Consider the following 21786-nt stretch of genomic DNA (forward strand, 5'->3'; position numbering starts at 1 on the left):
GTCAGCCTTTCTGCTTGAGCTTGAAGGTATGGAGCCGGACGGGGCCGGCCGAACTGGTGTCGAATTCGCAACCGGCCGCCACGCCGGCTTCGGCCACCTCGCGCGCACTGCGGGCGCGGTCGTAGGCGGCGTGCATGGCGCCGAGCGCAAAGCGCCGCCCCGAGCCAATGGCCCAGAAGCGCTCGAACTCGAACACCTCGCGGTAGGACTCGACGCCCCAGATGCCATGCACATTGGCGATCAGGATCGAGAACTGGCTGCTCTCGTAGGGGTCGGAATCCTGTTCCTTGGTGTTGAGGAAGAAGTGGTCCTTGAGCCGCGGGTGCAGGCGCACGAAGGTCTCGAAGAGGCCGTCGCGCGTGTCGAGCCTGCGCTCCTCGGGCGCCAGCGCGGTGAGCGCCTGGCGCAGCACCGGCATGTGCGCGGTGCTGCCCACGGCGCCGACCACCGAGCCGGCCACCTCGAACATCTTGTCGTTGGCCTCGTAGCCCGGGGGCAGCCGCGTCTCGCCGAAGCTGACGAGGCTGTCCGAGGCGATGGCCAGCGTGCCGCCCTTGCGGGCGACCACCACGGTGCTCATCAGAGCAGGACGCGGCGGAAATCGGCCAGGATGCCGCCCAGGTAGGCGTTGAAGCGTGCCGCCGCCGCGCCGTCGATGACGCGGTGGTCCCAGCTCAGGCTCAGCGGCAGGATCAGGCGCGGCACGAAGGCCTTGCCGTCCCAGCGCGGCTCGGTGCTGCTCTTGCACACGCCGAGGATCGACACCTCGGGCGCGTTGATGATGGGCGTGAAGTAACGCCCGCCGATGCCGCCCAGGCTGCTGATGCTGAAGCAGCCGCCGCTCATGTCGGCCGGGCCCAGCTTGCCGTCGCGCGCCTTCTTGGCCAGCTCGTTCATCTCGCTGCTGATCTGCAGCACGCCCTTCTTGTCGGCGTCCTTGATCACCGGCACCACCAGGCCGTTGGGCGTGTCGGCGGCGAAGCCGATGTGGAAGTAGTTCTTCAGCACCAGCTGCTCGCCATCCAGGCTGGCATTGAACTGCGGGAACTTCTTCAGCGCCGCGACGCTGGCCTTGATCAGGAAGGCGAGCATCGTGACCTTGATGCCCGACTTCTCGTTTTCCTTGTTGAGCTGGACGCGGAAGGCTTCCAACTCGGTGATGTCGGCATCGTCGTGGTTGGTGACGTGCGGGATCACCACCCAATTGCGGTGCAGGTTGGCGCCGCTGATCTTCTGGATACGGCTGAGATCCTTGCGCTCGATGGGGCCGAACTTGGCGAAGTCGACCTGCGGCCAGGGCAGCAGGCCCGGGAAGCTGCCGCCCGCCGCGGCGGCGGCAGCGGGTGCCTTGGCCTTCTGCGCCGCGGTCTGCACGTCACCGGCCATCACGCCCTTGACGAAGCCCTGCACGTCGACCTGGGTGATGCGGCCCTTGGGGCCCGAGCCCTTGACCTCGGCCAGCGGCACGCCCAGTTCGCGTGCCAGGCGGCGTATCGAGGGCGAGGCGTGCGGCAGCGCGGCAGTGGGCGTGCCGGGTTGGTGGGCGGGCAGTGCTGCCACGGTGGCGGCTGCCGGCGCAGCGGCCGGGGCTGCTGCCGCGGCAGCCGAGGCGGTGGCCGGCGCAGGCGCCGCGGGTGCCGCAGTTGCAGCGGGCGCACCAGCGCCTTGCAGCACGGCGATGGCCGTGCCCTTGGCCACCTTGTCGCCCACCTTCACCAGCAGGCGCTCCACCACGCCGGCGTGGGAGGACGGAATCTCCATCGAGGCCTTGTCGCTCTCCACCGTGATCAGGCTTTGCTCGACCTTGACGGTGTCGCCCGGCTTCACAAAAAGCTCGATCACCGCGACCTCGGCGAAGTCGCCGATGTCAGGCACGACGACCTCGATGGGACCCGTTGCTGCCGCAGCAGCCGGTGCCGCCGCGACAGGCGCCGCCGCTGCTTGTGCGGGTGCGGCAGCAGGCGCAGCCGCCACCGAACCGGCGGCGCCACCGGCGGCCTCGACCACCAGCACCAGCGTGCCTTCGCTGACCTTGTCGCCGAGCTTGACCTTCAACTCCTTGACGACACCGGCATGCGACGACGGAATCTCCATCGAGGCCTTGTCGGATTCCACGGTCAGCAGGCTCTGGTCAGCGGTGATCGTGTCGCCCGGCTTGACCATCACCTCGATGACCTCCACGTCCTTGAAGTCGCCGATGTCCGGAACCTTCACTTCAACCAACGCCATGGCGCGTCTCCTTTCTTCTTCTCGTTATGCGTAGAGCGGGTTGATCTTGTCGGCATCGATGCCGTACTTGGCGATGGCCTCGGCCACCCTGGACACCGGCAGCACACCCTCGTCGGCCAGCGCGCGCAGCGAGGCCAGCACGATGTAATGGCGGTTGATCTCGAAGTGCTCGCGCAACTTGCTGCGGAAATCGCTGCGGCCGAAGCCGTCGGTGCCCAGCACCTTGTAGGCGCGGCCCTTGGGGATGTAGGCGCGGATCTGCTCGGCGTAGCTCTTCATGTAGTCGGTGGAAGCCACCACCGGGCCTTCCTGGCTGGCCAGCTGCGTCGTCACGAAAGGCACGCGCGCCGCCGCCGTGGGGTGGAGCAGGTTCCAGCGTTCGCAGTCAAGGCCGTCGCGCGCCAGCTCGTTGAAGCTGGGGCAGCTCCAGACGTTGGCGGCCACGCCCCAGTCGGCGGCGAGCAGCTTCTTGGCTTCCATGCTCTCGCGCAGGATGGTGCCGCTGCCCAGCAGGTTGACGCGCGGCGCCTTGGCGGCGGCCACGCCTTCTTCCAGCAAATACATGCCCTTGATGATCTGCTCCTCGGTGCCGGGCCTGAGGCCGGGCATCGGGTAGTTCTCGTTCAACAGGGTCAGGTAGTAGTAGACGTTTTCCTGCTTCTCGACCATGCGCTTCAAGCCATGGTGGATGATCACCGCCACCTCGTGGGCGAAGCTGGGGTCGTAGCTGATGCAGTTGGGGATGGTGCCGGCCAGGATGTGGCTGTGGCCGTCTTCGTGCTGCAGGCCTTCGCCGTTGAGCGTGGTGCGGCCGCTGGTGCCGCCGAGCAAGAAGCCGCGCGCCTGCATGTCGCCGGCGGCCCAGGCGAGGTCGCCGATGCGCTGGAAGCCGAACATCGAGTAGTAGATGTAGAACGGCACCATGATGCGGTTGTTCGTCGAGTACGACGTCGCTGCCGCGATCCAGCTGGCCATGCCGCCGGCCTCGTTGATGCCTTCCTGCAGGATCTGGCCGTTGACCGTTTCCTTGTAGTACATCACCTGGTCTTTATCCACCGGCGTGTACTTCTGCCCCTCGGGGTTGTAGATGCCGATCTGGCGGAACAGGCCTTCCATGCCGAAGGTGCGCGCCTCGTCCACCAGGATGGGCACGACGCGCGGGCCCAGAGCCTGGTCGCGCAGGAGTTGGGTCAGGAAGCGCACATAGGCCTGCGTGGTGCTGATCTCACGGCCTTCGGCGGTGGGCTCGAGCACGCTCTTGAAGGTCTCGAGCGAGGGCACGGTGAAGCTCTCTTCGGCCTTGACACGGCGCGCCGGCAGGTAGCCGCCCAGGGCCTTGCGGCGCTCGTGCAGGTACTTCATTTCCGGCGTGTCGTCGGCCGGCTTGTAGAAGGGGATCTTGGGCAGGTCGGCGTCGGCGATGGGGATGTTGAAGCGGTCGCGGAAGAACTTGATGTCCTCGTCGCTGAGCTTCTTGGCCTGGTGGGCGGTGTTCTTGCCCTCGCCGGCGCTGCCCATGCCCCAGCCCTTGACCGTCTTGACCAGCAGCACGGTGGGCTGGCCGACGTGGTTGTTGGCGCGGTGGAAGGCGGCGTAGACCTTGGCGGCGTCATGGCCGCCGCGGCGCAGGTTCCAGACCTCCTTGTCGCTCATCTTGGCGACGAGCTCCAGCGTGCGCGGGTCGCGGCCGAAGAAGTTCTTGCGCACGAAGGCGCCGTCGTTGGCCTTGAAGGCCTGGTAGTCGCCGTCCAGCGTGTCGAGCATGATCTTGCGCAGCGCGCCGTCCTTGTCGCGCGCCAGCAGCGGATCCCAGTTGCTGCCCCAGATCAGCTTGAGGGCGTTCCAGCCCGCGCCGCGGAAGGTGCCTTCCAGCTCCTGGATGATCTTGCCGTTGCCGCGCACCGGGCCGTCCAGGCGCTGCAGATTGCAGTTGACGACGAAGACCAGGTTGTCGAGCTTCTCGCGCGCCGCCAGGCCGATGGCGCCCAGGCTCTCGGGCTCGTCCATCTCGCCGTCGCCGCAGAAGACCCAGACCTTGCGGTTGGCGGTGTCGGCAATGCCGCGTGCGTGCAGGTACTTCAGGAAGCGCGCCTGGTAGATGGCCATCAGGGGGCCCAGGCCCATGCTGACGGTGGGGAATTGCCAGAACTCCGGCATCAGCTTGGGGTGCGGGTAGCTGCTCAGGCCCTTGCCGTCGACCTCTTGCCGGAAGTTGAGCATCTGCTCTTCCGTAATGCGGCCTTCCAGGAAGGCGCGCGCATAGATGCCGGGGGCGCAATGGCCTTGCACATAGAGCAGGTCGCCGCCATGGCCTTCACTCTCGGCGTGCCAGAAGTGGTTGAAGCCGGCGGCAAACATGTGCGCCAGGCTGGCGAAGCTGCTGATGTGGCCACCCAGATCACCGCCGTCGGCCGGGTGCAGGCGGTTGGCCTTGACCACCAGGGCCATGGCGTTCCAGCGCATGTACGCCCGCAACCGGCCTTCGAGGGCGCGGTTGCCGGGGCTGCGCTCTTCCTCGTCGGGATCAATGGTGTTGGTGTACGCCGTGTTGGCCGAGAACGGCATGTCGATGTTGTTCTGGCGCGCATGCTCGAGCAGGCTCTCGAGCAGGAAGTGCGCGCGCTCTGCGCCTTCGGTGCCGATGACGGCAGAAAGCGCCTCCAGCCATTCACGCGTTTCCTGGCTGTCGGTGTCGGTGAGCGAACCATTGGCGGCTGCGCCAAGGAAGGATTCCGGCAATGCGGACATGCTTGTCTCCTGCGGGGTGTTTTGTGAACGGGCGCGAGTGTGTCACAGCTTCTTGAAATTTCAAATAGTGCTTTTCACTTTCATAATATGAAATGAAAGAAGAGCCCATCCGCGCACCCGGATAATTGGCCCCATGACCCTTCCGCGCGCCCCGGACCCCGAACCCGCCGTCCCCGTACCCGCCGCCCAGCGCCTCATCAAGCAGTGGTGGCGGCGCCAGTCGCCGGCACGGCAGGACCGCTTCGCCACCCTGGGCCCGCTGCTGTCGGTGCTGCTGTTTCTGGCCGCCATCATTTCCGCGTTCTGGTACCTGCGCAACGAGGAAATCGAGCGGGAGACCGAGTCGGTCAAGCGTGATACCGAGATCACCCAGCAGCAGCTCGGCCTGCGCCTGATCCAGAACCAGGAGGCCCTGATTCGCCTCGCCCGCGACCTCGTCTCGCGCGACATCGACGCCGACGAGTTCCAGGGCCAGGCCAACACCTTCCTGCGCGAGCGGCCCGAGATCACGCACATGACCTGGATCGACGCCCAGCGCGGCGTGCGCGCCATCCACTGGGCGCCGCTGTACCCGCCAGCCGCCGCCGAGCCGCAGGCGGTGCTGCCCCAGGAGGGCCGCGCCAATGAGCCCGAGGCCACCTTCCGCGCCGCCCGCGACAGCCGCTCGCCAGCCTACTCGCGCGGCTTCATCGACCCTTCCGGCACCCCGGTCTTCCAGCTCCACATGCCGCTGATCGAGCGTGGCACCTTCACCGGCGCGATCATCGTCGAGTACGCGATCGACACCCTGGTGCGCCACTTCGTGCCGGCGGATGTGGCGCGGCGCCACATGCTCTCGGTGATCGACGAGCACCAGAAGGTGCTGGCCGCCACCGTCACGGGCCTGCCCGGCACCGCGTCGCGCCGTGCGCCCATCGTCAGCGATGCACCGCTCACGCCGGCGCTCAACGGCCTGCTGCTGCGAGGCCAGGGCTGGCGCACCAGCATCGGCCTGGTCAACAACACCTTGTTCTGGATGGTGGTGGCGTTGTCGGTGCTGACCTTGTGGATGCTGCTGGGCACCTGGCGCCACATGCGCCGGCGCGGCCAGATCCAGGGCGCGCTGGTGCAGGAGACGAATTTCCGCCGCGCGATGGAGAACAGCATGCCCACCGGCATGCGCGCGATGGATCTCGAGGGCCGCGTCAGCTATGTCAACGCCGCCTTCTGCCAGATGACCGGCTACACCACGGCCGAGCTCATTGGCGGCATGCCGCCCTACCCCTACTGGCCGCCCGACCGCCTGGAAGAGAACAGCCGCCTGCTGCAGCAGGAACTGCAAGGCCGCAGCCCCAGCGGCGGCATCGAGGTGCGCGTGATGCGCAAGGACGGCACCGAGTTCGATGCCCGCATGTACGTCAGCCCGCTGATCGACCCCAAGGGGCAGCAGACCGGCTGGATGACGAGCATGACCAACATCACCGAGGCCAAGCGCATCCGGGATCAGCTCAGCGCCAGCCACGAGCGCTTCACCACGGTGCTGGAAGGCCTGGACGCCTCGGTCTCGGTGCTTTCGGTGCAGCAGGGCGAGCTGCTGTTCGCCAACCGCAGCTACCGCCTGTGGTTCGGCGGCGATGCGCGCGGCCACCAGATCATGGCCGGCGGCGTCATCGGCACGCCCTTCAGCAACGACGACGACGACGAGATCGATTCGCTCTCGGGCCTGCCGACGCAGGCGCTCACCGAGGCCGGCGCCAGCCCGCGCGAGGTCTTCGTCGAGCCGCTGCAGAAATGGTTCGACGTGCGTGCGCGCTACCTGCAATGGACCGACGGCCGCCTGGCCCAGATGCTGATCGCCACCGACATCACGGCGCGGCTGCGCGCCGAAGAGCAGAGCGCGGCCCAGGCCGAGAAGGCCCAGGTCACCAGCCGCCTGGTGACCATGGGCGAGATGGCCAGTTCGGTGGCGCACGAGCTCAATCAGCCGCTCACCGCCATCACCAACTACTGCAATGGCATGGTCTCGCGCGTCAAGGCCGCCTCGATCAGCCAGGACGACCTCATCGCCGCGCTGCACAAGACGGCGCGCCAGGCCGACCGCGCCGGCCAGATCATCCGCCGCATCCGCGCCTTCGTGAAACGCAGCGAACCGCAACGCCAGGCGACGCAATCACGCCAGATCGTCGACGACGCGGTCGACCTCGCCGGCATCGAGCTGCGGCGGCGCAACGTCGCCATCCACACCTATGTCGCGCAGCGCCTGCCGCCCATCCTGGTCGCCCCCATCCTGATCGAGCAGGTGCTGCTCAACCTGCTCAAGAACGCCGCCGAGGCCATCGACAACGCCCAGTTGCCGCCGGCGCGCCGCCACATCGAGCTGCGCGTGATTCCACGCCACACGCCCGACGAGGGCGGCGTGATCGAGTTCAGCGTCACCGACATGGGCCCGGGCCTGGCCGACGAGGTCATCTCGCGCCTCTATGAAGCCTTTTTCTCGACCAAGGCCGAGGGCCTGGGCATCGGCCTGAGCCTGTGCCGCACCATCATCGAGTCGCACCGAGGCCGGATGCGGGCCCAGAACCTCTACAATGCAGGCCAGGTCGTGGGCTGCCGTTTCTCGTTCACCTTGCCGGTCGATTTGTCGGCGCGCGCCGACCCCGCAACGGCCTCGTCCGAGTTCGGTCGCCTGGCCGAATCGTCCACCCCTTCCAGCGGCCAGCAGGCCACGGTCCCCGAATGAGCCTGATTCCCAAGAAAGGCACCGTCTACGTCGTCGATGACGACGAGGCCGTGCGCGATTCCCTGCAGTGGCTGCTCGAAGGCAAGGACTACCGCGTCAAATGCTTCGACTCGTCCGAGAGCTTCCTGTCGCGCTTCGACCCGCGCGAGGTGGCCTGCCTCATCGCCGACATCCGCATGGACGGCATGAGCGGCCTTGAGCTGCAAGACCGCCTGCTCGAACGCCGCAGCCCGCTGCCGATCGTCTTCATCACCGGCCACGGCGATGTGCCGATGGCCGTCACGACGATGAAGAAGGGCGCGATGGACTTCATCGAAAAGCCCTTCAAGGAAGAAGAGCTGCTCGGCCTGGTGGAGCGCATGCTCGATCAGGCGCGCAACGCCTTCAGCCACCACCAGGAGCAGGCCAGCCGCGACGCCCTGCTCTCGCGCCTGACCACGCGCGAGGCCCAGGTGCTCGAGCGCATCGTCGCCGGACGCCTGAACAAGCAGATCGCCGACGACCTGGGCATCAGCATCAAGACGGTGGAGGCGCACCGCGCCAACATCATGGAAAAGCTCAACGCCAACACGGTAGCCGATCTGCTGAAGATCGCGCTCGGCGCCCAGTCTGCCAAGGCGTAAGCCTGCCCGCTGCACCTTCCAAACCAAGGCCGCGCTATGCGGCCTTTGTCATTTCCGGACCGCTCCCCATGACCGCAAAGACCATTGACGGCGTCGCCCTCTCCAAGCTGATCCGCGCCGAAGTCGCCACCCGTGCCGCCGGGCTGGCCGCCCGTGGCCGCCAGCCCGGCCTGGCGGTGATCCTGGTCGGCGACGACCCGGCCAGCGCCGTCTATGTGCGCAACAAGGTCAAGGCCTGCGAGGAGCACGGCCTGCGCTCGGTGATGGAGGTCTACCCGGCCAGCCTGGGCGAGGCCGAGCTGCTGGCCCGCATCAAGCTGCTCAACGCCGACGCCAGCATTCACGGCATCCTGGTGCAGATGCCGCTGCCCAAGCACATCGATCCGCAGAAGGTGATCGAGACCATCGCCACGGCCAAGGACGTCGACGGCTTCTCGGTGCACTCGGCCGGCGCGCTGATGGCCGGCCTGCCAGGGCTGCGCCCGGCCACGCCCTGGGGCTGCATGAAGCTGATCGAAAGCACCGGCGTGGCCCTCAAGGGCAAGCACGCCGTCGTGATCGGCCGCAGCAACACCGTCGGCAAGCCGATGGCCCTGCTGCTGCTGCAGGCCCACGCCACCGTCACCGTCTGCCACAGCGGCACGCCCGACCTGGCCCAGCACACGCGCCAGGCCGACATCGTGGTGGCCGCGGTGGGCCGGCGCGGCACGCTCACGGCCGACATGGTCAAGCCGGGAGCCATCGTCATCGATGTCGGCATCAACCGCAACGAGGCCGGCAAACTTTGCGGCGATGTCGACTTCGAAGCCGTGCGCGAGGTCGCCGGCTGGATCACCCCGGTGCCCGGCGGCGTCGGCCCCATGACCATCACGATGCTGCTCGTCAACACGGTGCAGGCCGCGGAGGCGGCATGAGCGTCGCCAACCCGCTGCTCGAGGCGGCCGAGCTGCGCGACTACGCCGCGGTGCGGCCCGAGCATGTGGGCCCGGCGCTCGACGAACTGCTGGCCGCAGCCGACGCGGCACTGGAACTCGCCGTCGGCCCCCAGGTCGCGCCCGACTACGACGCGCTGGCTGCCGTGCTGGACGTGGCGGTCGAGCGCCTTTACGCCGCCTGGGGCACGGTCAACCACCTGCAATCGGTGGCTGACACGCCTGAGCTGCGCGCGGCCCAGGCCGAGAACCAGCCGCGCGTGATCGACTTCGGCACGCGGCTGGCTTCCGACACCCGGCTCTATGCGAAGTACAAGGCAATCGCGGCCCATGCGGGCCAGCTGGGCCCGGTGCGGCGCAAGGCGCTGGCCGACACGCTGCGCGATTTCGTGCTCGGCGGCGCCGAACTGCAGGGTGAGGCGCGCGAGCGCTATGCCGCCATCCAGGAACGCTGCGGCGCGCTCTCGCGCCAGTTCGGCGACCACCTGCTCGACGCCACCGACGCCTGGACGGTGACAGTGCCCGAGGCCCAGCTGGCCGGCGTTCCCGACGATGTGCGGCAGGCAGCACGCGCCGCTGCCGCATCCGACGCCGGCGACTGCCGCCTCACGTTGCAGGCCCCCTGCTACTTCCCGGTGATGCAGTACGCCCGCCACCGCCCGCTGCGCGAGGCGATGTACCGCGCCTATGGCACGCGCGCCAGCGAGTTCGGCCCGCCCGAGCGCGACAACGCGCCTCTCATGCGCGAGCTGGTCGAGCTGCGCCAGGAAGAGGCCGCCCTGCTGGGCCATGCCAGCTTTGCCGAGCTGGCCCTGGTGCCCAAGATGGCGGCCACGCCGGCCGAGGTGCTGAGCTTCGTCCAGGACCTGGCCCGCCGGGCCCGCCCCTGCGCCGAGCGCGAACTGGCCGAGTTGCGGGACTATGCGATGCGAGATCTCGGCCTGCCCGACCTGCAGGCCTGGGACCGTGCCTACGCCGCCGAGTGCCTGATGCAGTCGCGCTACGCCTTCAGCAGCCAGGAGGTGCGCCAGTACTTCACCCTGCCGCGCGTGCTGGAGGGCCTGTTCCGCCTGATCGAGACGCTGTTCGGCGTCACCATCCGCGAGGACAGCGCGCCGGCCTGGCACGAGAGCGTGCGCTTCTTCCGCGTCTGGCGCGGCAGCGAGGCCGTGGCCGCCTTCTACCTCGATCTGCAGGCCCGCAGCGGCAAGCAGTCTGGCGCCTGGATGGACGAGGCGCGCGGGCGCTGGCTGCGCCCCTGCGGCCAGCTGCAGCGGCCCATCGCCTACCTGGTGTGCAACTTCGCGCCCCCGGTGGGCGGCCAGCCGGCGCTGCTGACGCACGACGACGTCATCACCCTCTTCCACGAGTTCGGCCACGGTCTGCACCACATGCTGACCCAGGTCGACGAGCGCTCGCTCGCCGGCATCTCGGGCGTCGAGGCCGACGCCATCGAGCTGCCCAGCCAGTTCATGGAGAACTTCTGCTGGGAGTGGGAGGTGATCCAGCGCCTCACCGCCCATGTCGAGACCGGCCAGCCGCTGCCGCGTGCGCTGTTCGAGCGCATGGTCGCGGCGCGCCATTTCCACGGTGGGCTGCAGCTGCTGCGCCAATGCGAGTTCTCGATCTTCGACATGCGGCTGCACGCCGAGGCCGGCGCCGCGGCGCGCGTCCAGGCCCTGGCCGACGAGGTGGCGCTTGCCGTCCAGCCCGTGCCGCCACCGTCCTTTCTGCGCTATCCCAATACCTTCGCCCACATCTTCGACGGCGGTTATGCAGCCGGTTACTACGGTTACGCCTGGGCCGAGGTGCTGTCGGCCGACGCCTATGCGGCCTTCGAGGAAGCCGGCGTCTTCGACCCCGCCACCGGGGAGCGCTTCCGCCGCCAGGTGCTCGAGACCGGCGGCAGCCGCACAGCGCTGGAGAACTTCCGCGCCTTCCGCGGGCGCGAACCGCGGCTCGATGCCCTGCTGCGCCACCGTGGCCTGGCTTGAGCCGGCGGCCGATGTCGGCTAGATTGCACGACCTCATGCGCACACTCCAAGCCCCGGCCAAGGCCCAGCCCCAGACCCATCGCCGCCTGCGCGGCGCCATGGCCCTCCTGCTGCTCGCCACCGCGGCCTGGCCGGCGCTGGCGCAATACAAGGTGGTGCAACCCGACGGCAGCGTCACCTACACCGACCGGCCACCTACCTCGGGGGCGGCCAAGGTCACTGCACTTGGGCGCCTAGGCACTGCCTCGGCCGCCGAGGAAGGCCTGCCGGCCGACCTGCGCCAGACCATGCAGCGCTTCCCGGTCGTGCTCTACAGCACCCAGGACTGCCAGCCCTGCGATGCCGGCCGGCGCCTGCTGCAGCAGCGCGGCGTGCCCTATGCCGAACGCCGCGTCGTCAGCGAGGAAGACGCGGCGGCGCTCGAGCGCGTCGCCGGCGGCCGCACCGTGCCGGCGCTCACCATAGGCTCGCAGCCAGTGCGCGGCTTCTCGGATACCGAGTGGCAGGCCTATCTCGATGCTGCCGGCTATCCGCGTGAATCGCGCCTGCCGCGCAACTGGCAACAGCCCGAACCAGCCACCTCCACCCCTGCCGAACGCGGGGTGCAGCTGCGTCCGGCGGCGGTCACTGCACCGCCGGCGCGTGCGGCCGCCCCGGCGCCCGACCCCGAGACGCCGGTCGGCCTGCGCTTCTAAGTCCGGCTTCAGCGCCGTTCTTCGGGCGGCGCCAAGCCGCTTGCCAGCCACGAGCCGCCCACCACCGCGGCACCCACGGCCCAGAACAGCAGGCTGGCACCCACCAGCGTGCCGACCGCGCCAAACAGCAACGGCATTGCCGCGCTCGACATGTTCATCAGCATCGAGCGCAGCGCCAGCGATTCGCCGTGGCGGTGCTCGGGCGTGAGCTGGTGCAGCATGGACATCACCATGGGCTGCACGCTGCCCAGCGACAGGCCCAGCAGCAGCGCCAGCAGGCCCATCACCCAGGGCAGCGTGGCGAAGGGGTAGAGGGCGAACACGGCGCCGGTGGCGGCCATGGCCACGCGCAGCACGAGCACCTCGCTGAGCCGGTGCGCCAGCGCCGGGATGGCCGCCCGCACCAGGGTCACCGAGAGCGTGAAGCTGCCCAGGATCAGGCCTATGGTGGCGGCACGGAAGCCCAGTTCGTGGCCCAGCACCGGCACCGCGAAGGTGTGGACGTCCCAGCACATCGAGAGCAGCCAGTTGACGACGAAGAGGCGCTTGATGCCGGGCGCCTGCAGCAAGTCCCAGGCGCGACGGCCCGGCGGCACCGCAACGGTGGCAGCCGGCGCCAGCCGCGGCACGTAGCGCGCTGAGACGAGCGTGGCCAGCGGCAGCAGGGCCAGCAGCGCGAAGGCGGCACCAAAGCCCCAGGCGTCGATGACGAAGCCGGCGCTGACCGGGCCGATGACATTGGCCAGCGGCGGCGCCACGCCCAGCCAGGCGAAGATGCGCACGCGCTCGGTGTTGTCGCGCGCCGCCAGGCCGGCCGAGCGCTGGATGGTGAGCAGGCCGATGTTGGTGCCGGAGCCGGTGGCCATGGCGCCCCCGCACAGCAGCGCGAAGCGCCAGCCACCGCCAACCTGGGTGGAGGCGATGGCCAGCAGGCCGCCGGCCACACTCAAGGCCACCGCCAGGTAGACCGGCCGGTGGTAGCCCAGGCGGTCGGCCAGGCGGCCGGCGGGCAGCGCGATCAGCACCGGCGCGGCGGCAAACAGCGCCAGCAGCAGGCCCACGGCCCAGGGGCTGGCGCCCTCGCGCAGGGTCTGCAGCGGCGCGGCCATGCGCAGCCCGGCCATCGCCGCGTGCATGCCCAACTGGCCGGCCACCAGGGCCAGAAGCACCGGGCCCGTGCGCGCGGCGTGGCCGTCTTGCGCCGGCTCAGCCATCCGGCGCGGCGGCTGCGCCTTCGGCCAGCCCCGGCAGCAACTCGGCCGCGCGGCCCTCGGGCAGGGCCTCGACACTGCGCAGCTGGCGCGCCATGGCGCGCGTGCGGGTCTCGGCCAGGTCGATGCTGTGGCTGGCCTCCTCGAGCTTCTTGCGCGTCTTCGCCAGCACCTCGCCGAACTTGCCGAACTCGGTCTTGACCGCGGCCAGCACGTCCCAGACCTCGGCCGAGCGCTGCTCCAGCGCCAGCGTGCGAAAGCCCATCTGCAGGCTGTTGAGCAGGGCCAGCAGCGTGGTCGGGCCGGCCAGCATCACCTTGTGCTCGCGCTGCAGTGCCTCGGCCAGGCCGGGGCGGCGCAGGGCCTCGGCATACAGGCCCTCGGTGGGCAGGAAGAGCACGCCGAAATCGGTGGTGTGGGGCGGCGCCAGGTATTTGTCGCGGATGCTGCGCGCCTCCAGCCGCAGCCGTGTCTCGATGGCCTTGGCCGCGGCCTCCATCGCTGGCGCGTCGGCGCGCTCGCTGGCGTCGAGCAGGCGCTCGTAGTCCTCGCGCGGAAACTTGGCGTCGATGGGCAACCACAGCGGCGCATCGTCGGCGCGCCCGGCGCCGCGGCCCGGCAGGCGGATCGCGAACTCCACGCGCTCGGCACTGCCCGGCACCGTGGCCACGTTGGCAGCGTACTGCCCGGGCGTGAACACCTGCTCCAGCAGCGCCGCCAGCTGCACCTCGCCGAAGACGCCGCGCGTCTTGACATTGGTGAGCACGCGGTTGAGCGCGCCGACGTCGCGCGCCAGCGCCTGCATCTCGCCCAAGCCGCGGTGGACCTGCTCCAGCCGCTCGGCCACCTGGCGAAAGCTCTCGCCCAGGCGCTGCTCGAGCGTGGCGTGCAGCTTCTCGTCGACGGTGGCGCGCATCTGCTCGAGCTTCTTCTCGTTGCCTTCCTGCAGCGCCGCCAGCCGCGTCTCGACGGCCGCCCGCATCTCGGCCTGGCGGCGGTCGTGGCTGTCGGACAGGCGCCGCAGCTGCTCGGACTGCGCCCGCGCCGCCTCGCCGCCCTGGGCCAGCAGGGTCTGCTGGAAGCCAGCCAGATCGGCCCGCGCGCCCTGGCCCTGGCGACCCAGCTCGTCACGCAGTTCGCGCTCAAGCCTCTCGATGGCGCTGGTGGTCGCGGCAGCGCCGGCATCGCGGCGCAGCGCCAGATAGATCAGCAACAGCAGGTTCAGCGCCAGCAGCGCTGGCACGATCCAGGCGGGCATGGCGGCGGCGTTCAGGCCCGCCGGGTGGCCAGCTCGGCGGCGTTGATGGGCGTGGGCGCCACGCCGCCAGTCAGGGCCGCGATCAGGTTGTCGGCCGCCAGGTCGGCCATCGCGCGCCGCGTCGCCACCGTGGCGCTGGCGATGTGGGGCGTGAGCACGACATTGGGCACGGTGAGCAGGTCGGGGTGGACCTGGGGCTCGCCCTCGAAGACATCCAGCGCCGCAGCGGCGATGCGGCGCTCGCGCAGCGCCCGCGCCAGCGCCGCGTCGTCGACGATGCCGCCGCGCGCCACATTGGTGAGCGTGGCGCCGGGCTTCATCAGCGCCAGCTCGGCCGCACCGATGGCGTGGTGGCTGGCGGCCGAGTAGGGCAGCACCAGCACCAGGTGGTCGGCCTCGGCCAGCAGCGTGGCCTTGTCGACCCAGCGCGCGCCGACGGCGGCTTCCTGCTCGGCCGCCAGGCGGCTGCGGTTGTGGTAGATCACCTTCATGCCGAAGCCCAGGGCGCCGCGCCGCGCGATGGCCTGCCCGATGCGGCCCATGCCCAGGATGGCCAGTGTGGCGCCGTGGATGTCGCTGCCGGTGAACATGTCGAAGGACCAGCGGTTCCACTCGCCGCGGCGCAGGAAATGCTCGCTCTCGGCCATGCGACGCGCCGCCGCCATCATCAGCGCGAAGCCGAAATCGGCCGTCGTCTCGGTCAGCACGTCGGGCGTGTTGGTGGCCAGCACGCCAGCAGCATTGCAGGCCGGGATGTCGAAGTTGTTGTAGCCCACCGCCATATTGGCCACCACGCGCAGCTGCGGGCAGGCCGCCAGCACCTCGGCGTCGATGCGCTCGCTGCCGGTGGTAAAGGCACCAGCCTTGCCCTGCAGCCGGCCAATCAGCTCGGCCTTGGTGAAGATGCTGTCCTGCGGGTTGTCGTCGACATCGAAATGCGCGCGCAGCCGCTCCACCACCTCGGGAAACACGGCGCGTGCCACCAGAACCTGTTGCCTTGCCATCTTGCTAATCTCCTGAAGCCGCTGTTGCTGCTGATGCCGCCACCGCCGGCGCCACCGGCGCCGCACTGCCCTTGAGCTGGGTGCCGGGATTGAAGCCGATGGTGGCGAGCATGACGAAGAAGCCCGCCACATAGGCCACCGGCACATGCCAGCCGTGGCGCAGCCAGAGGCCGACCGAACGCGCCTCGGGGTACATGTTCGACAGCGCCACGCCGGCCGACGAGCCAAACCAGATCATCGAGCCGCCGAAGCCCACGGCATAGGCCAGGAAGCCCCAGTCGTAGCCGCCCTGGCGCAGCGCCAACGCGGTGAGCGGGATGTTGTCGAACACGGCCGACAGGAAGCCCAGGCCCAGGGCCGAGGGCCACGAAGCCGCCGGCAGATGCTCCACCGGCATCATCGAGGCGCACAGCACCAGCGAGAGCAGGAAGACCGAACCCTTGGTGGCGCCCGGCAACAGGCCCCAGTTCGGCACGCGCAGCGGCGCGCAGGCCAGCAACGCCAGCCACACGGCCGCACCCAGGAAGGGGAAGGCGTCGGCCTGCTCGGTGTAGCGCAGGTTGACGGTGACATTGACGGCGATGGCCGCCGCCAGGATGAAGACGACGATGGCGACGCGCGCCCAGTCGATGTGGACGCCGGCGTCGGCGTCCTTCTGGATCGGCTGCCAGGCGTGCTGCTTGAGCGCGGCCGGAATACCGAAGACCAGCAGCGCCACGCTGGCGCCGATATAGGCCTCGAGCACCTCTTGCGGCCGCACGCCGGCGATCCACATCATCGTCGTCGTGGTGTCGCCCACCACGCTGCCGGCGCCGCCGCCGTTGGAGGCCGCCACCAGCGCCGCCAGATAGCCGATGTGGACGCGACCCTTGAACACCGTGTGCGCCACGGCGCCGCCGATCATGGCTGCGGCGATGTTGTCGAGAAAGCCGCTGAGCACGAAGACGCAGACCAGCAGCACGAAGCCGCCCTTCCAGTCGTCGGGCAGAAAGCGCGGCAGCACCGCCGGCACCTCGCTCTTCTCGAACAGGTCGGCCAGCAGCGCAAAGCCCAGCAGCAGCAGCAGCAGGTTGACCAGCACCACCCACTCATGGCCCAGGTGGCCCGCGAAGCCGGCCAGGCCGGCCCCGGTCTTGAAGGGCGAGAACAGGATCTTGTAGAGCGCAATGACGATGGCGCCCGTCACTGCCACGCGCAGCGTGTGGATGTGGAAGATCGCCACGCCGGCCAGCACGCAGGCGAAGAAGACGAACTCCAGCGGCACCGGCCCGAGGCTCGGGCCGGCGGCGGCTGCCAGCGCGGCACCGGGAAAGGCCAGCGCCAGGCCCAGGGCGCCAGCGGCAATTGTCTTGTTCATGGTCGGGCCCGTGGGAGAAACCGGGCCATTCTAGGAACGGCGCCCATGGCCCAGGCCGGTGCCTGCCCTACTCGTGAAACCGGGCAAACCCCGACACCGGCTCGCGCTCGGTGACCAGGCTGTTCTCCACCGCGGCCGGATCGGCGTGGCCCAGCGACATGCCGCAGACCACGATCTCGTCGGCGGCCAGGCCCAGCTGCCGCTCGATGATGCGGTGGTACTGGGTGAAGGCCGCCTGCGGGCAGGTGTCGAGGCCGCGTGCGCGCGCCGCCACCATCACGTTCTGCAGAAACATGCCGTAGTCCAGCCAGCTGCCCTGCTGCATCACGCGGTCTATCGTGAAGATCAGGCCCACGGGCGCGTCGAAAAAGGCGTAGTTGCGACCGTGCTGCTCGTGCATGCGCGCCTTGTCGGCCTTGCCTATGCCCAGCAGCGAATACAGATCCCAGCCCACCTTGCGCCGACGGTCGATGTAGGGGCTGCGCCATTCGGTGGGGTAGTAGGCGTATTCCTCGCTGTGGCGGGCGCGTTCGGCCGGGTCGTCATAGGCGGCACGCACCGCGCTGGACAGCGCCTGCTTGGCAGCGCCGGTGAGCACATGCACCTTCCAGGGCTGGGTGTTGGTGCCCGAGGGCGCGCGGGCGGCCACCTCGAGGATTTCCTCGATCACCTTGCGCGGCACCGGCGTGGGCAGGAAGGCGCGCAGCGAGCGGCGCGAGCGGATGGCGGCGTCGACCGCGGCGGTGGTCTGGGGAGTGATGGCGTCGTTCATGCTTGCAGGGTAGACGGAGTGGGCGGGGCGGGCAGGGTCAGGGCTTGGAGCGCGGCGCGCAGCACTTCAGGCAGCGGCACCGGGCGGCGCGAGTCCCGGGCAACGTAGACGTGGACGAAGTGGCCGACGGCCGCCGCCAGCGGCGCGGCGTCGGCAAAGAGGCCGATCTCGTACTCCACGCTCGAGCGCCCCTGGCGCAGCACGCGCAGGCCGGCATGCACCGTCTGCGGGAAGGCAATGGACTCGAAGTAATCGCACTGCGTGCGCACCACCAGGCCGATGACGGCGCCGGCGTGGATATCGAGCGCGCCGGCCTGAATCAGGTAGCGGTTGACCGCGGTGTCGAAGAGGCTGTAGTGGACGACGTTGTTGACGTGGCCGTAGACATCGTTGTCCATCCAGCGCGTGGCGATGGTCTCGAAGTGGCCGAAGTGGCTGCGCGGCAGGGGCTGGGGGCGGGTGCTCATGGCGCGCATTCTTCCATCGCCCGCCACGCACGCCAGGAATCGCAGGCCAGCTCCAGCGTGCGCCGGTGGACGGCCACCGTCTGGCCCAGCTCGCGGCCATAGCCGCCGGCCATCGAGATCGCCACCGGGATGCGGCGAAGTCGCAGCGCTTCGAGCACGCGGCGGTCGCGCTCGGCCAGACCCTCGGCGCTGAGCTTGAGGCGGCCGAGGCGGTCGTTCTCGTGCGGGTCGGCGCCGGCCAGATAGAAGGCCAGGCCGGGCGCGCCCTCGGTGTGGCGGGCCCAGGCCTGGGCCAGCGCGCGGTCCAGCGCCTCCAGATAGCTGTCGTCGCGGCAGCCGTCGGGCAGTTCGACATCGAGGTCGCTCGCCTCCTTGCGGAAGGGAAAGTTGCGCGCGCCGTGCAGCGAGAGCGTGAACACCGTGGCGTCGTCGCGGAACACCGCGGCCGTGCCATTGCCCTGGTGGACGTCGAGATCGATCACGATCACGCGCAGCAGCGCGCGGTGCTGGCGGTGCCATTCAGCCTGCATCAGCCGCGCCGCCACCGCCACATCATTGAAGACGCAGTAGCCCGAGCCCTTGTGCGGATAGGCATGGTGGGTGCCGCCGGCCAGGTTGGCGGCCACGCCCTCTCGGCACTTCGCGCCCTCGCCCCCTGCACCCATCAACGCCGTGCGCGCCGCCATGATGGTGGCGCCCACCGAACGCCGGGCGCGCTCGGCCATGCGCTCGCTCCACGGAAAGCCGATCTCGCGCTGCTGCGCCGCGGTGGTCGTGCCCTCGGCGACGGCGGCAATCCAGTCGGGCTCATGCACCAGGGCCAGCTCGCCGTCGCTGGCCGGTGGCGCCTCGCTCACGCGCACCGCCGGCAGCGTGGCCTCGGCCGCCTCGCGCAGCAGCCGGTACTTGCTCATCGGGAAGCTGTGGCCCGGCGGCAGCGGCAGCACGAAGTGGTCGGAGTGGAAGGCGCGCACGGGGCCGGATTCTAGGAAGCCGGACCTAAAATGTTGCATCGCAGCAAAAAGTGCTTGCATGGTGCGCCGGGTTCTCTATACTTCGCACCATGTTGCAGCGCAGCAATTCTGGCTGAACGGTGCGACGAGTCTTCCAAGTCAACCACCCCAGGAGATCCCCATGACTTTCACCACCGAACAATTCGCCGCCGCCCAGAAGGCCAATGTCGAGACCCTCTTCGGCCTCACCGGCAAGGTCTTCGAAAGCGTTGAGAAGCTGGTCGAGCTGAACCTGCAAGTTGCCAAGACCTCGCTGGCCGAAGCCGCCGAGACCACCTACGCCGCCCTGTCGGTGAAGGACGCGCAAGAGCTGCTGTCGCTGCAAGCCGGCCTGCTGCAACCGGCCGCCGAGAAGGCCGCCGCCTACAGCCGTCACCTGTATGACATCATGGCCGGCAGCACCGCCGAGCTGAACAAGGTCACCGAAGCCACCCTGGCCGACGGCCAGAAGAAGGTGCTGGCCCTGGTCGACAACGCTGTCAAGAACGCCCCGGCCGGCAGCGAGAGCGCCGTCGCCCTGGTGAAGTCGGCCGTCGCCGCCGCCAACAACGCCTACGAAAGCGTTCACAAGGCTGCCAAGCAAGCCACCGAAGTCGCCGAAGCCAACTTCACGGCCATCACCAACTCGGCCGTCAGCGCCACCAAGACCGCGACGGCCACCGCCGCCAAGGCCGCCAAGCGCGCCGCCGCCTAAATCAGGCGCCCTCGGGCTGGCTGCGGCCGGCCCGAACCGCTTGCCGCTTCAGGCCGGATTTCGATCCGGCCTGAACTTTTTTGCGCCGGCCGCATCCATCACCGGCCTGGGACGTGGTTCCAGGTCTCTCGAGTGGAAGGTTGTGAACCGGCGCCCGGCCTCTGCGGTGCGCCTTTCGGCCCGGTCGCAAGCCCGGGCCGATTTCTTTTCCGGCCTTGATGCTTCTAGCGCGATAGCGCCGTGATGCGGGCACGCAGCGCCGCCAGCTGCCCCTGGGCCGCCTCGCGGCCAGAGCGGATGGCGCGCACGCGCGAGGTGAAGTCGGCCGACGACACGCCCACCAGCGGCGGCCGCACCACGATGTCGGCCTCGCGCAACTCGAACTGGTTGATGCTCTTGCCCATGATGGCGAAGGTCTGCAGCAGCATCTTCATCACGCCGTCGGTGGCCGCACCCTCGGGCGGGCTGGAGATGTCGACCGCAATCACCAGCTCGGCCCCCATCTGGCGCGCCGAGCGCACCGGCACCGGCGAGACCAGGCCGCCGTCCACGTATTCGCGCTCGCCGATCTTGACCGGCTGGAACACCGCCGGCACCGCGCTCGAGGCGCGCACGGCCGCGCCGGTGTCGCCGCGCTGGAACAGGATGGCGGCACCGCTGTCCAGGTCGGTGGCGACGATGCCCAGCGGCAGCGGCAGCTGCTCGATGCTGCGGCCCTTGGTGTGCTCGCGCACGAAGCGCGCCAGCGCCTCGCCGCGGATCAGCCCGCGCGTCGGAAAGGCCCAGTCGGTGATGGCGCCCTCGTCCATGGTCAGCGCCAGCGACTCCAGCTCCGCGCCGGTCTTGCCCGCGGCGTACAGTGCCGCCACCAGGCTGCCGGCCGAGGTGCCGGCCACCAGGGCCGGGCGTATGCCGGCTTCTTCCAGCACCTGGATGACGCCGATGTGGGCAAAGCCGCGCGCCGCGCCGCCGCCCAGGGCCAGGCCTATGCGCGGCGGGCGCAAGGGCGGGCGCGGCGCCGAGGCCGCGGCGGCAACCGGCGGCGGCGTGGACGGCGTGATCGGTGGATGGGCCGGCGGTGTCTGGCAGGCCGCCAGCAGGAGCAGCCAGGCCGCGGCAAATGTCCCGCGGCAAAGAGGGGTTGTCTTCATGCGGCCATTCTAGGAAGCCGGGCCACCCTCCAAATTCCGAATAGGTATATGCAAGCTACTAATTTGTAGTTCCCGGCGATATGGATTTTTCTTACATTGCCCCACTTCGGCGAGCCCTCCGGGTTCACCCTCATCCTTCAAGGGCAGCATGGATCTGATTGCGGTATTGGCCGGTTTCGGCGTCGGCGCCATCGTCGGCATGACCGGCGTCGGCGGCGGCTCGCTGATGACGCCGCTGCTGATGAGCGTGTTCAAGCTCAACCCGGCGGTGGCCATAGGCACGGACCTGTGGTTCGCCGCCATCACCAAGTCGGGTGGCAGCTGGGCGCACTGGCGGCTGGGCCACGTCGACACCCGCCTCACCGGCCTGCTGCTGGCCGGCAGCGTGCCGGCCACGCTGGCCACGGTGGCGCTGATGCACTACACCGGCATCACCAAGGGCTGGGCCAGCGCGCTCACCACCTCGCTGGGCGTGGCCCTGCTGCTGACCGCGGTTGCGGTGTTCTACCGCCGCGCCTGGCACGGCCTGGGCCTGCGCCTCGAGCGCGTCCTCACGCCGCGCCGCCATCTCATCGCCACCGTGGCCAGCGGCGTGCTGCTGGGCGTGCTGGTCTCGCTCAGCTCCATCGGCGCCGGCGCCATCGGCGCCACCCTGCTGCTGCTGCTCAACCCGCGCCTGGCGGCGCACAAGGTGGTCGGCACCGACATCGCCCACGCGGTGCCGCTCACCCTGCTGGCCGGCATCGGCCACGCCACCCTGGGCCACGTTGAGTGGGCGCTGCTCGGCGCCCTGCTGCTGGGCTCGCTGCCCGGCATCTGGCTTGGCGCCCGCCTCACGCGCTCCATGCCCGAGCGGCTTGTGCGCGGCGTGCTGTGTGTTTCCCTGCTCGGAGCAGGCCTGAAAGTGCTTAACTGACCT

18 protein-coding genes are annotated in these 21786 nt (G+C 69.5%); 7 read left to right on the plus strand and 11 right to left on the minus strand.

What is annotated here, in order from left to right; genetic code table 11:
• Position 1: 1 nt before the first annotated feature.
• From JMV16_RS01600 to aceE, 3 genes are read right to left on the minus strand one after another with little or no spacing between them, the layout of a single operon-like run.
• Positions 2-580, minus strand: coding sequence for an MFS transporter (locus tag JMV16_RS01600; protein ID WP_201492396.1), 579 nt, complete (start codon positions 578-580; stop codon positions 2-4).
• The gene (gene aceF, locus JMV16_RS01605; RefSeq protein WP_201492397.1) at positions 580-2229 is read right to left on the minus strand and encodes a dihydrolipoyllysine-residue acetyltransferase; all 1650 of its coding nucleotides are present in this window, start codon (positions 2227-2229) and stop codon (positions 580-582) included. The genes JMV16_RS01600 and aceF overlap by 1 nt, the downstream gene beginning before the upstream one ends.
• 24 nt (positions 2230-2253) lie before the next feature.
• Complete coding sequence (aceE, locus tag JMV16_RS01610) at positions 2254-4977, minus strand: pyruvate dehydrogenase (acetyl-transferring), homodimeric type (RefSeq protein ID WP_201492398.1); 2724 nt, start codon at positions 4975-4977, stop codon at positions 2254-2256.
• A gap of 133 nt (positions 4978-5110) precedes the next feature.
• Between aceE and JMV16_RS01615 the strand changes: the two genes are divergently transcribed.
• From JMV16_RS01615 to JMV16_RS01635, 5 genes are all read left to right on the plus strand, one after another.
• Positions 5111-7696 carry a PAS domain S-box protein gene (locus JMV16_RS01615; RefSeq protein WP_201492399.1) on the plus strand — a complete coding sequence of 862 codons (2586 nt, stop codon included), beginning with the start codon at positions 5111-5113 and terminating at the stop codon, positions 7694-7696.
• Entirely contained in the window at positions 7693-8319 is a 627-nt protein-coding gene (locus JMV16_RS01620) for a response regulator transcription factor (protein WP_201492400.1), read from the plus strand. The genes JMV16_RS01615 and JMV16_RS01620 overlap by 4 nt, the downstream gene beginning before the upstream one ends.
• Positions 8320-8387: 68 nt before the next feature.
• On the plus strand, positions 8388-9233 hold the full coding sequence (folD, locus tag JMV16_RS01625; protein ID WP_201492401.1) for a bifunctional methylenetetrahydrofolate dehydrogenase/methenyltetrahydrofolate cyclohydrolase FolD: 846 nt from the start codon (positions 8388-8390) through the stop codon (positions 9231-9233).
• Positions 9230-11245: a M3 family metallopeptidase gene (locus tag JMV16_RS01630; protein ID WP_201492402.1), complete on the plus strand. Its 2016-nt coding sequence runs from the start codon at positions 9230-9232 to the stop codon at positions 11243-11245. Before folD ends, JMV16_RS01630 begins: the two co-directional genes overlap by 4 nt.
• A 35-nt stretch (positions 11246-11280) precedes the next feature.
• Positions 11281-11940 carry a glutaredoxin family protein gene (locus JMV16_RS01635; protein WP_236580305.1) on the plus strand — a complete coding sequence of 220 codons (660 nt, stop codon included), beginning with the start codon at positions 11281-11283 and terminating at the stop codon, positions 11938-11940.
• An 8-nt stretch (positions 11941-11948) separates the two neighbouring features.
• Here JMV16_RS01635 and JMV16_RS01640 read toward each other — a convergent pair whose 3' ends face one another.
• The 7 genes from JMV16_RS01640 to JMV16_RS01670 all read right to left on the minus strand — a co-directional run bounded on the left by JMV16_RS01640 (position 11949) and on the right by JMV16_RS01670 (position 18983).
• Positions 11949-13154, minus strand: a complete 1206-nt coding sequence (locus tag JMV16_RS01640) for an MFS transporter (RefSeq protein ID WP_201492403.1) — start codon at positions 13152-13154, stop codon at positions 11949-11951.
• The gene (locus JMV16_RS01645; protein ID WP_201492404.1) at positions 13147-14409 is read right to left on the minus strand and encodes a DNA recombination protein RmuC; all 1263 of its coding nucleotides are present in this window, start codon (positions 14407-14409) and stop codon (positions 13147-13149) included. Before JMV16_RS01645 ends, JMV16_RS01640 begins: the two co-directional genes overlap by 8 nt.
• Positions 14410-14420: 11 nt before the next feature.
• Entirely contained in the window at positions 14421-15413 is a 993-nt protein-coding gene (locus JMV16_RS01650; protein WP_201492405.1) for a 2-hydroxyacid dehydrogenase, read from the minus strand.
• 4 nt (positions 15414-15417) lie between these two features.
• Positions 15418-16770, minus strand: coding sequence for a citrate transporter (locus tag JMV16_RS01655; RefSeq protein WP_201492406.1), 1353 nt, complete (start codon positions 16768-16770; stop codon positions 15418-15420).
• A 67-nt stretch (positions 16771-16837) separates the two neighbouring features.
• The gene (locus JMV16_RS01660; RefSeq protein ID WP_201492407.1) at positions 16838-17542 is read right to left on the minus strand and encodes a nitroreductase; all 705 of its coding nucleotides are present in this window, start codon (positions 17540-17542) and stop codon (positions 16838-16840) included.
• Positions 17539-18009 (minus strand): acyl-CoA thioesterase, encoded by a 471-nt coding sequence (locus tag JMV16_RS01665; protein WP_201492408.1) that lies wholly within the window; start codon positions 18007-18009, stop codon positions 17539-17541. The genes JMV16_RS01660 and JMV16_RS01665 overlap by 4 nt, the downstream gene beginning before the upstream one ends.
• On the minus strand, positions 18006-18983 hold the full coding sequence (locus JMV16_RS01670) for a histone deacetylase (RefSeq protein WP_201492409.1): 978 nt from the start codon (positions 18981-18983) through the stop codon (positions 18006-18008). The genes JMV16_RS01665 and JMV16_RS01670 overlap by 4 nt, the downstream gene beginning before the upstream one ends.
• Before the next feature lie 160 nt (positions 18984-19143).
• Here JMV16_RS01670 and JMV16_RS01675 point away from each other — a divergent pair, with 160 nt between their 5' ends.
• Positions 19144-19716, plus strand: a complete 573-nt coding sequence (locus JMV16_RS01675) for a phasin family protein (RefSeq protein ID WP_201492410.1) — start codon at positions 19144-19146, stop codon at positions 19714-19716.
• A gap of 224 nt (positions 19717-19940) precedes the next feature.
• Here the strand turns inward: JMV16_RS01675 and JMV16_RS01680 are convergent, their stop codons facing one another.
• The gene (locus JMV16_RS01680; RefSeq protein ID WP_201492411.1) at positions 19941-20867 is read right to left on the minus strand and encodes a patatin-like phospholipase family protein; all 927 of its coding nucleotides are present in this window, start codon (positions 20865-20867) and stop codon (positions 19941-19943) included.
• 148 nt (positions 20868-21015) lie between these two features.
• Between JMV16_RS01680 and JMV16_RS01685 the strand changes: the two genes are divergently transcribed.
• Positions 21016-21783 carry a sulfite exporter TauE/SafE family protein gene (locus JMV16_RS01685; RefSeq protein WP_201492412.1) on the plus strand — a complete coding sequence of 256 codons (768 nt, stop codon included), beginning with the start codon at positions 21016-21018 and terminating at the stop codon, positions 21781-21783.
• Positions 21784-21786: the final 3 nt, after the last annotated feature.

Source organism: Rubrivivax sp. A210 (assembly GCF_904426505.1).
Classification (GTDB): Bacteria; Pseudomonadota; Gammaproteobacteria; order Burkholderiales; family Burkholderiaceae_C; genus Rubrivivax.

Excerpts from the sequence above, each read along its gene's own strand:
- JMV16_RS01600 (WP_201492396.1), bottom strand. The coding sequence starts at position 580 with ATGAGCACCGTGGTGGTCGCCCGCAAGGGCGGCACGCTGGCCATCGCC.
- aceF (WP_201492397.1), bottom strand. The coding sequence starts at position 2,229 with ATGGCGTTGGTTGAAGTGAAGGTTCCGGACATCGGCGACTTCAAGGAC.
- aceE (WP_201492398.1), bottom strand. The coding sequence starts at position 4,977 with ATGTCCGCATTGCCGGAATCCTTCCTTGGCGCAGCCGCCAATGGTTCG.
- JMV16_RS01615 (WP_201492399.1), top strand. The coding sequence starts at position 5,111 with ATGACCCTTCCGCGCGCCCCGGACCCCGAACCCGCCGTCCCCGTACCC.
- JMV16_RS01620 (WP_201492400.1), top strand. The coding sequence starts at position 7,693 with ATGAGCCTGATTCCCAAGAAAGGCACCGTCTACGTCGTCGATGACGAC.
- folD (WP_201492401.1), top strand. The coding sequence starts at position 8,388 with ATGACCGCAAAGACCATTGACGGCGTCGCCCTCTCCAAGCTGATCCGC.
- JMV16_RS01630 (WP_201492402.1), top strand. The coding sequence starts at position 9,230 with ATGAGCGTCGCCAACCCGCTGCTCGAGGCGGCCGAGCTGCGCGACTAC.
- JMV16_RS01635 (WP_236580305.1), top strand. The coding sequence starts at position 11,281 with ATGCGCACACTCCAAGCCCCGGCCAAGGCCCAGCCCCAGACCCATCGC.
- JMV16_RS01640 (WP_201492403.1), bottom strand. The coding sequence starts at position 13,154 with ATGGCTGAGCCGGCGCAAGACGGCCACGCCGCGCGCACGGGCCCGGTG.
- JMV16_RS01645 (WP_201492404.1), bottom strand. The coding sequence starts at position 14,409 with ATGCCCGCCTGGATCGTGCCAGCGCTGCTGGCGCTGAACCTGCTGTTG.
- JMV16_RS01650 (WP_201492405.1), bottom strand. The coding sequence starts at position 15,413 with ATGGCAAGGCAACAGGTTCTGGTGGCACGCGCCGTGTTTCCCGAGGTG.
- JMV16_RS01655 (WP_201492406.1), bottom strand. The coding sequence starts at position 16,770 with ATGAACAAGACAATTGCCGCTGGCGCCCTGGGCCTGGCGCTGGCCTTT.
- JMV16_RS01660 (WP_201492407.1), bottom strand. The coding sequence starts at position 17,542 with ATGAACGACGCCATCACTCCCCAGACCACCGCCGCGGTCGACGCCGCC.
- JMV16_RS01665 (WP_201492408.1), bottom strand. The coding sequence starts at position 18,009 with ATGAGCACCCGCCCCCAGCCCCTGCCGCGCAGCCACTTCGGCCACTTC.
- JMV16_RS01675 (WP_201492410.1), top strand. The coding sequence starts at position 19,144 with ATGACTTTCACCACCGAACAATTCGCCGCCGCCCAGAAGGCCAATGTC.
- JMV16_RS01680 (WP_201492411.1), bottom strand. The coding sequence starts at position 20,867 with ATGAAGACAACCCCTCTTTGCCGCGGGACATTTGCCGCGGCCTGGCTG.
- JMV16_RS01685 (WP_201492412.1), top strand. The coding sequence starts at position 21,016 with ATGGATCTGATTGCGGTATTGGCCGGTTTCGGCGTCGGCGCCATCGTC.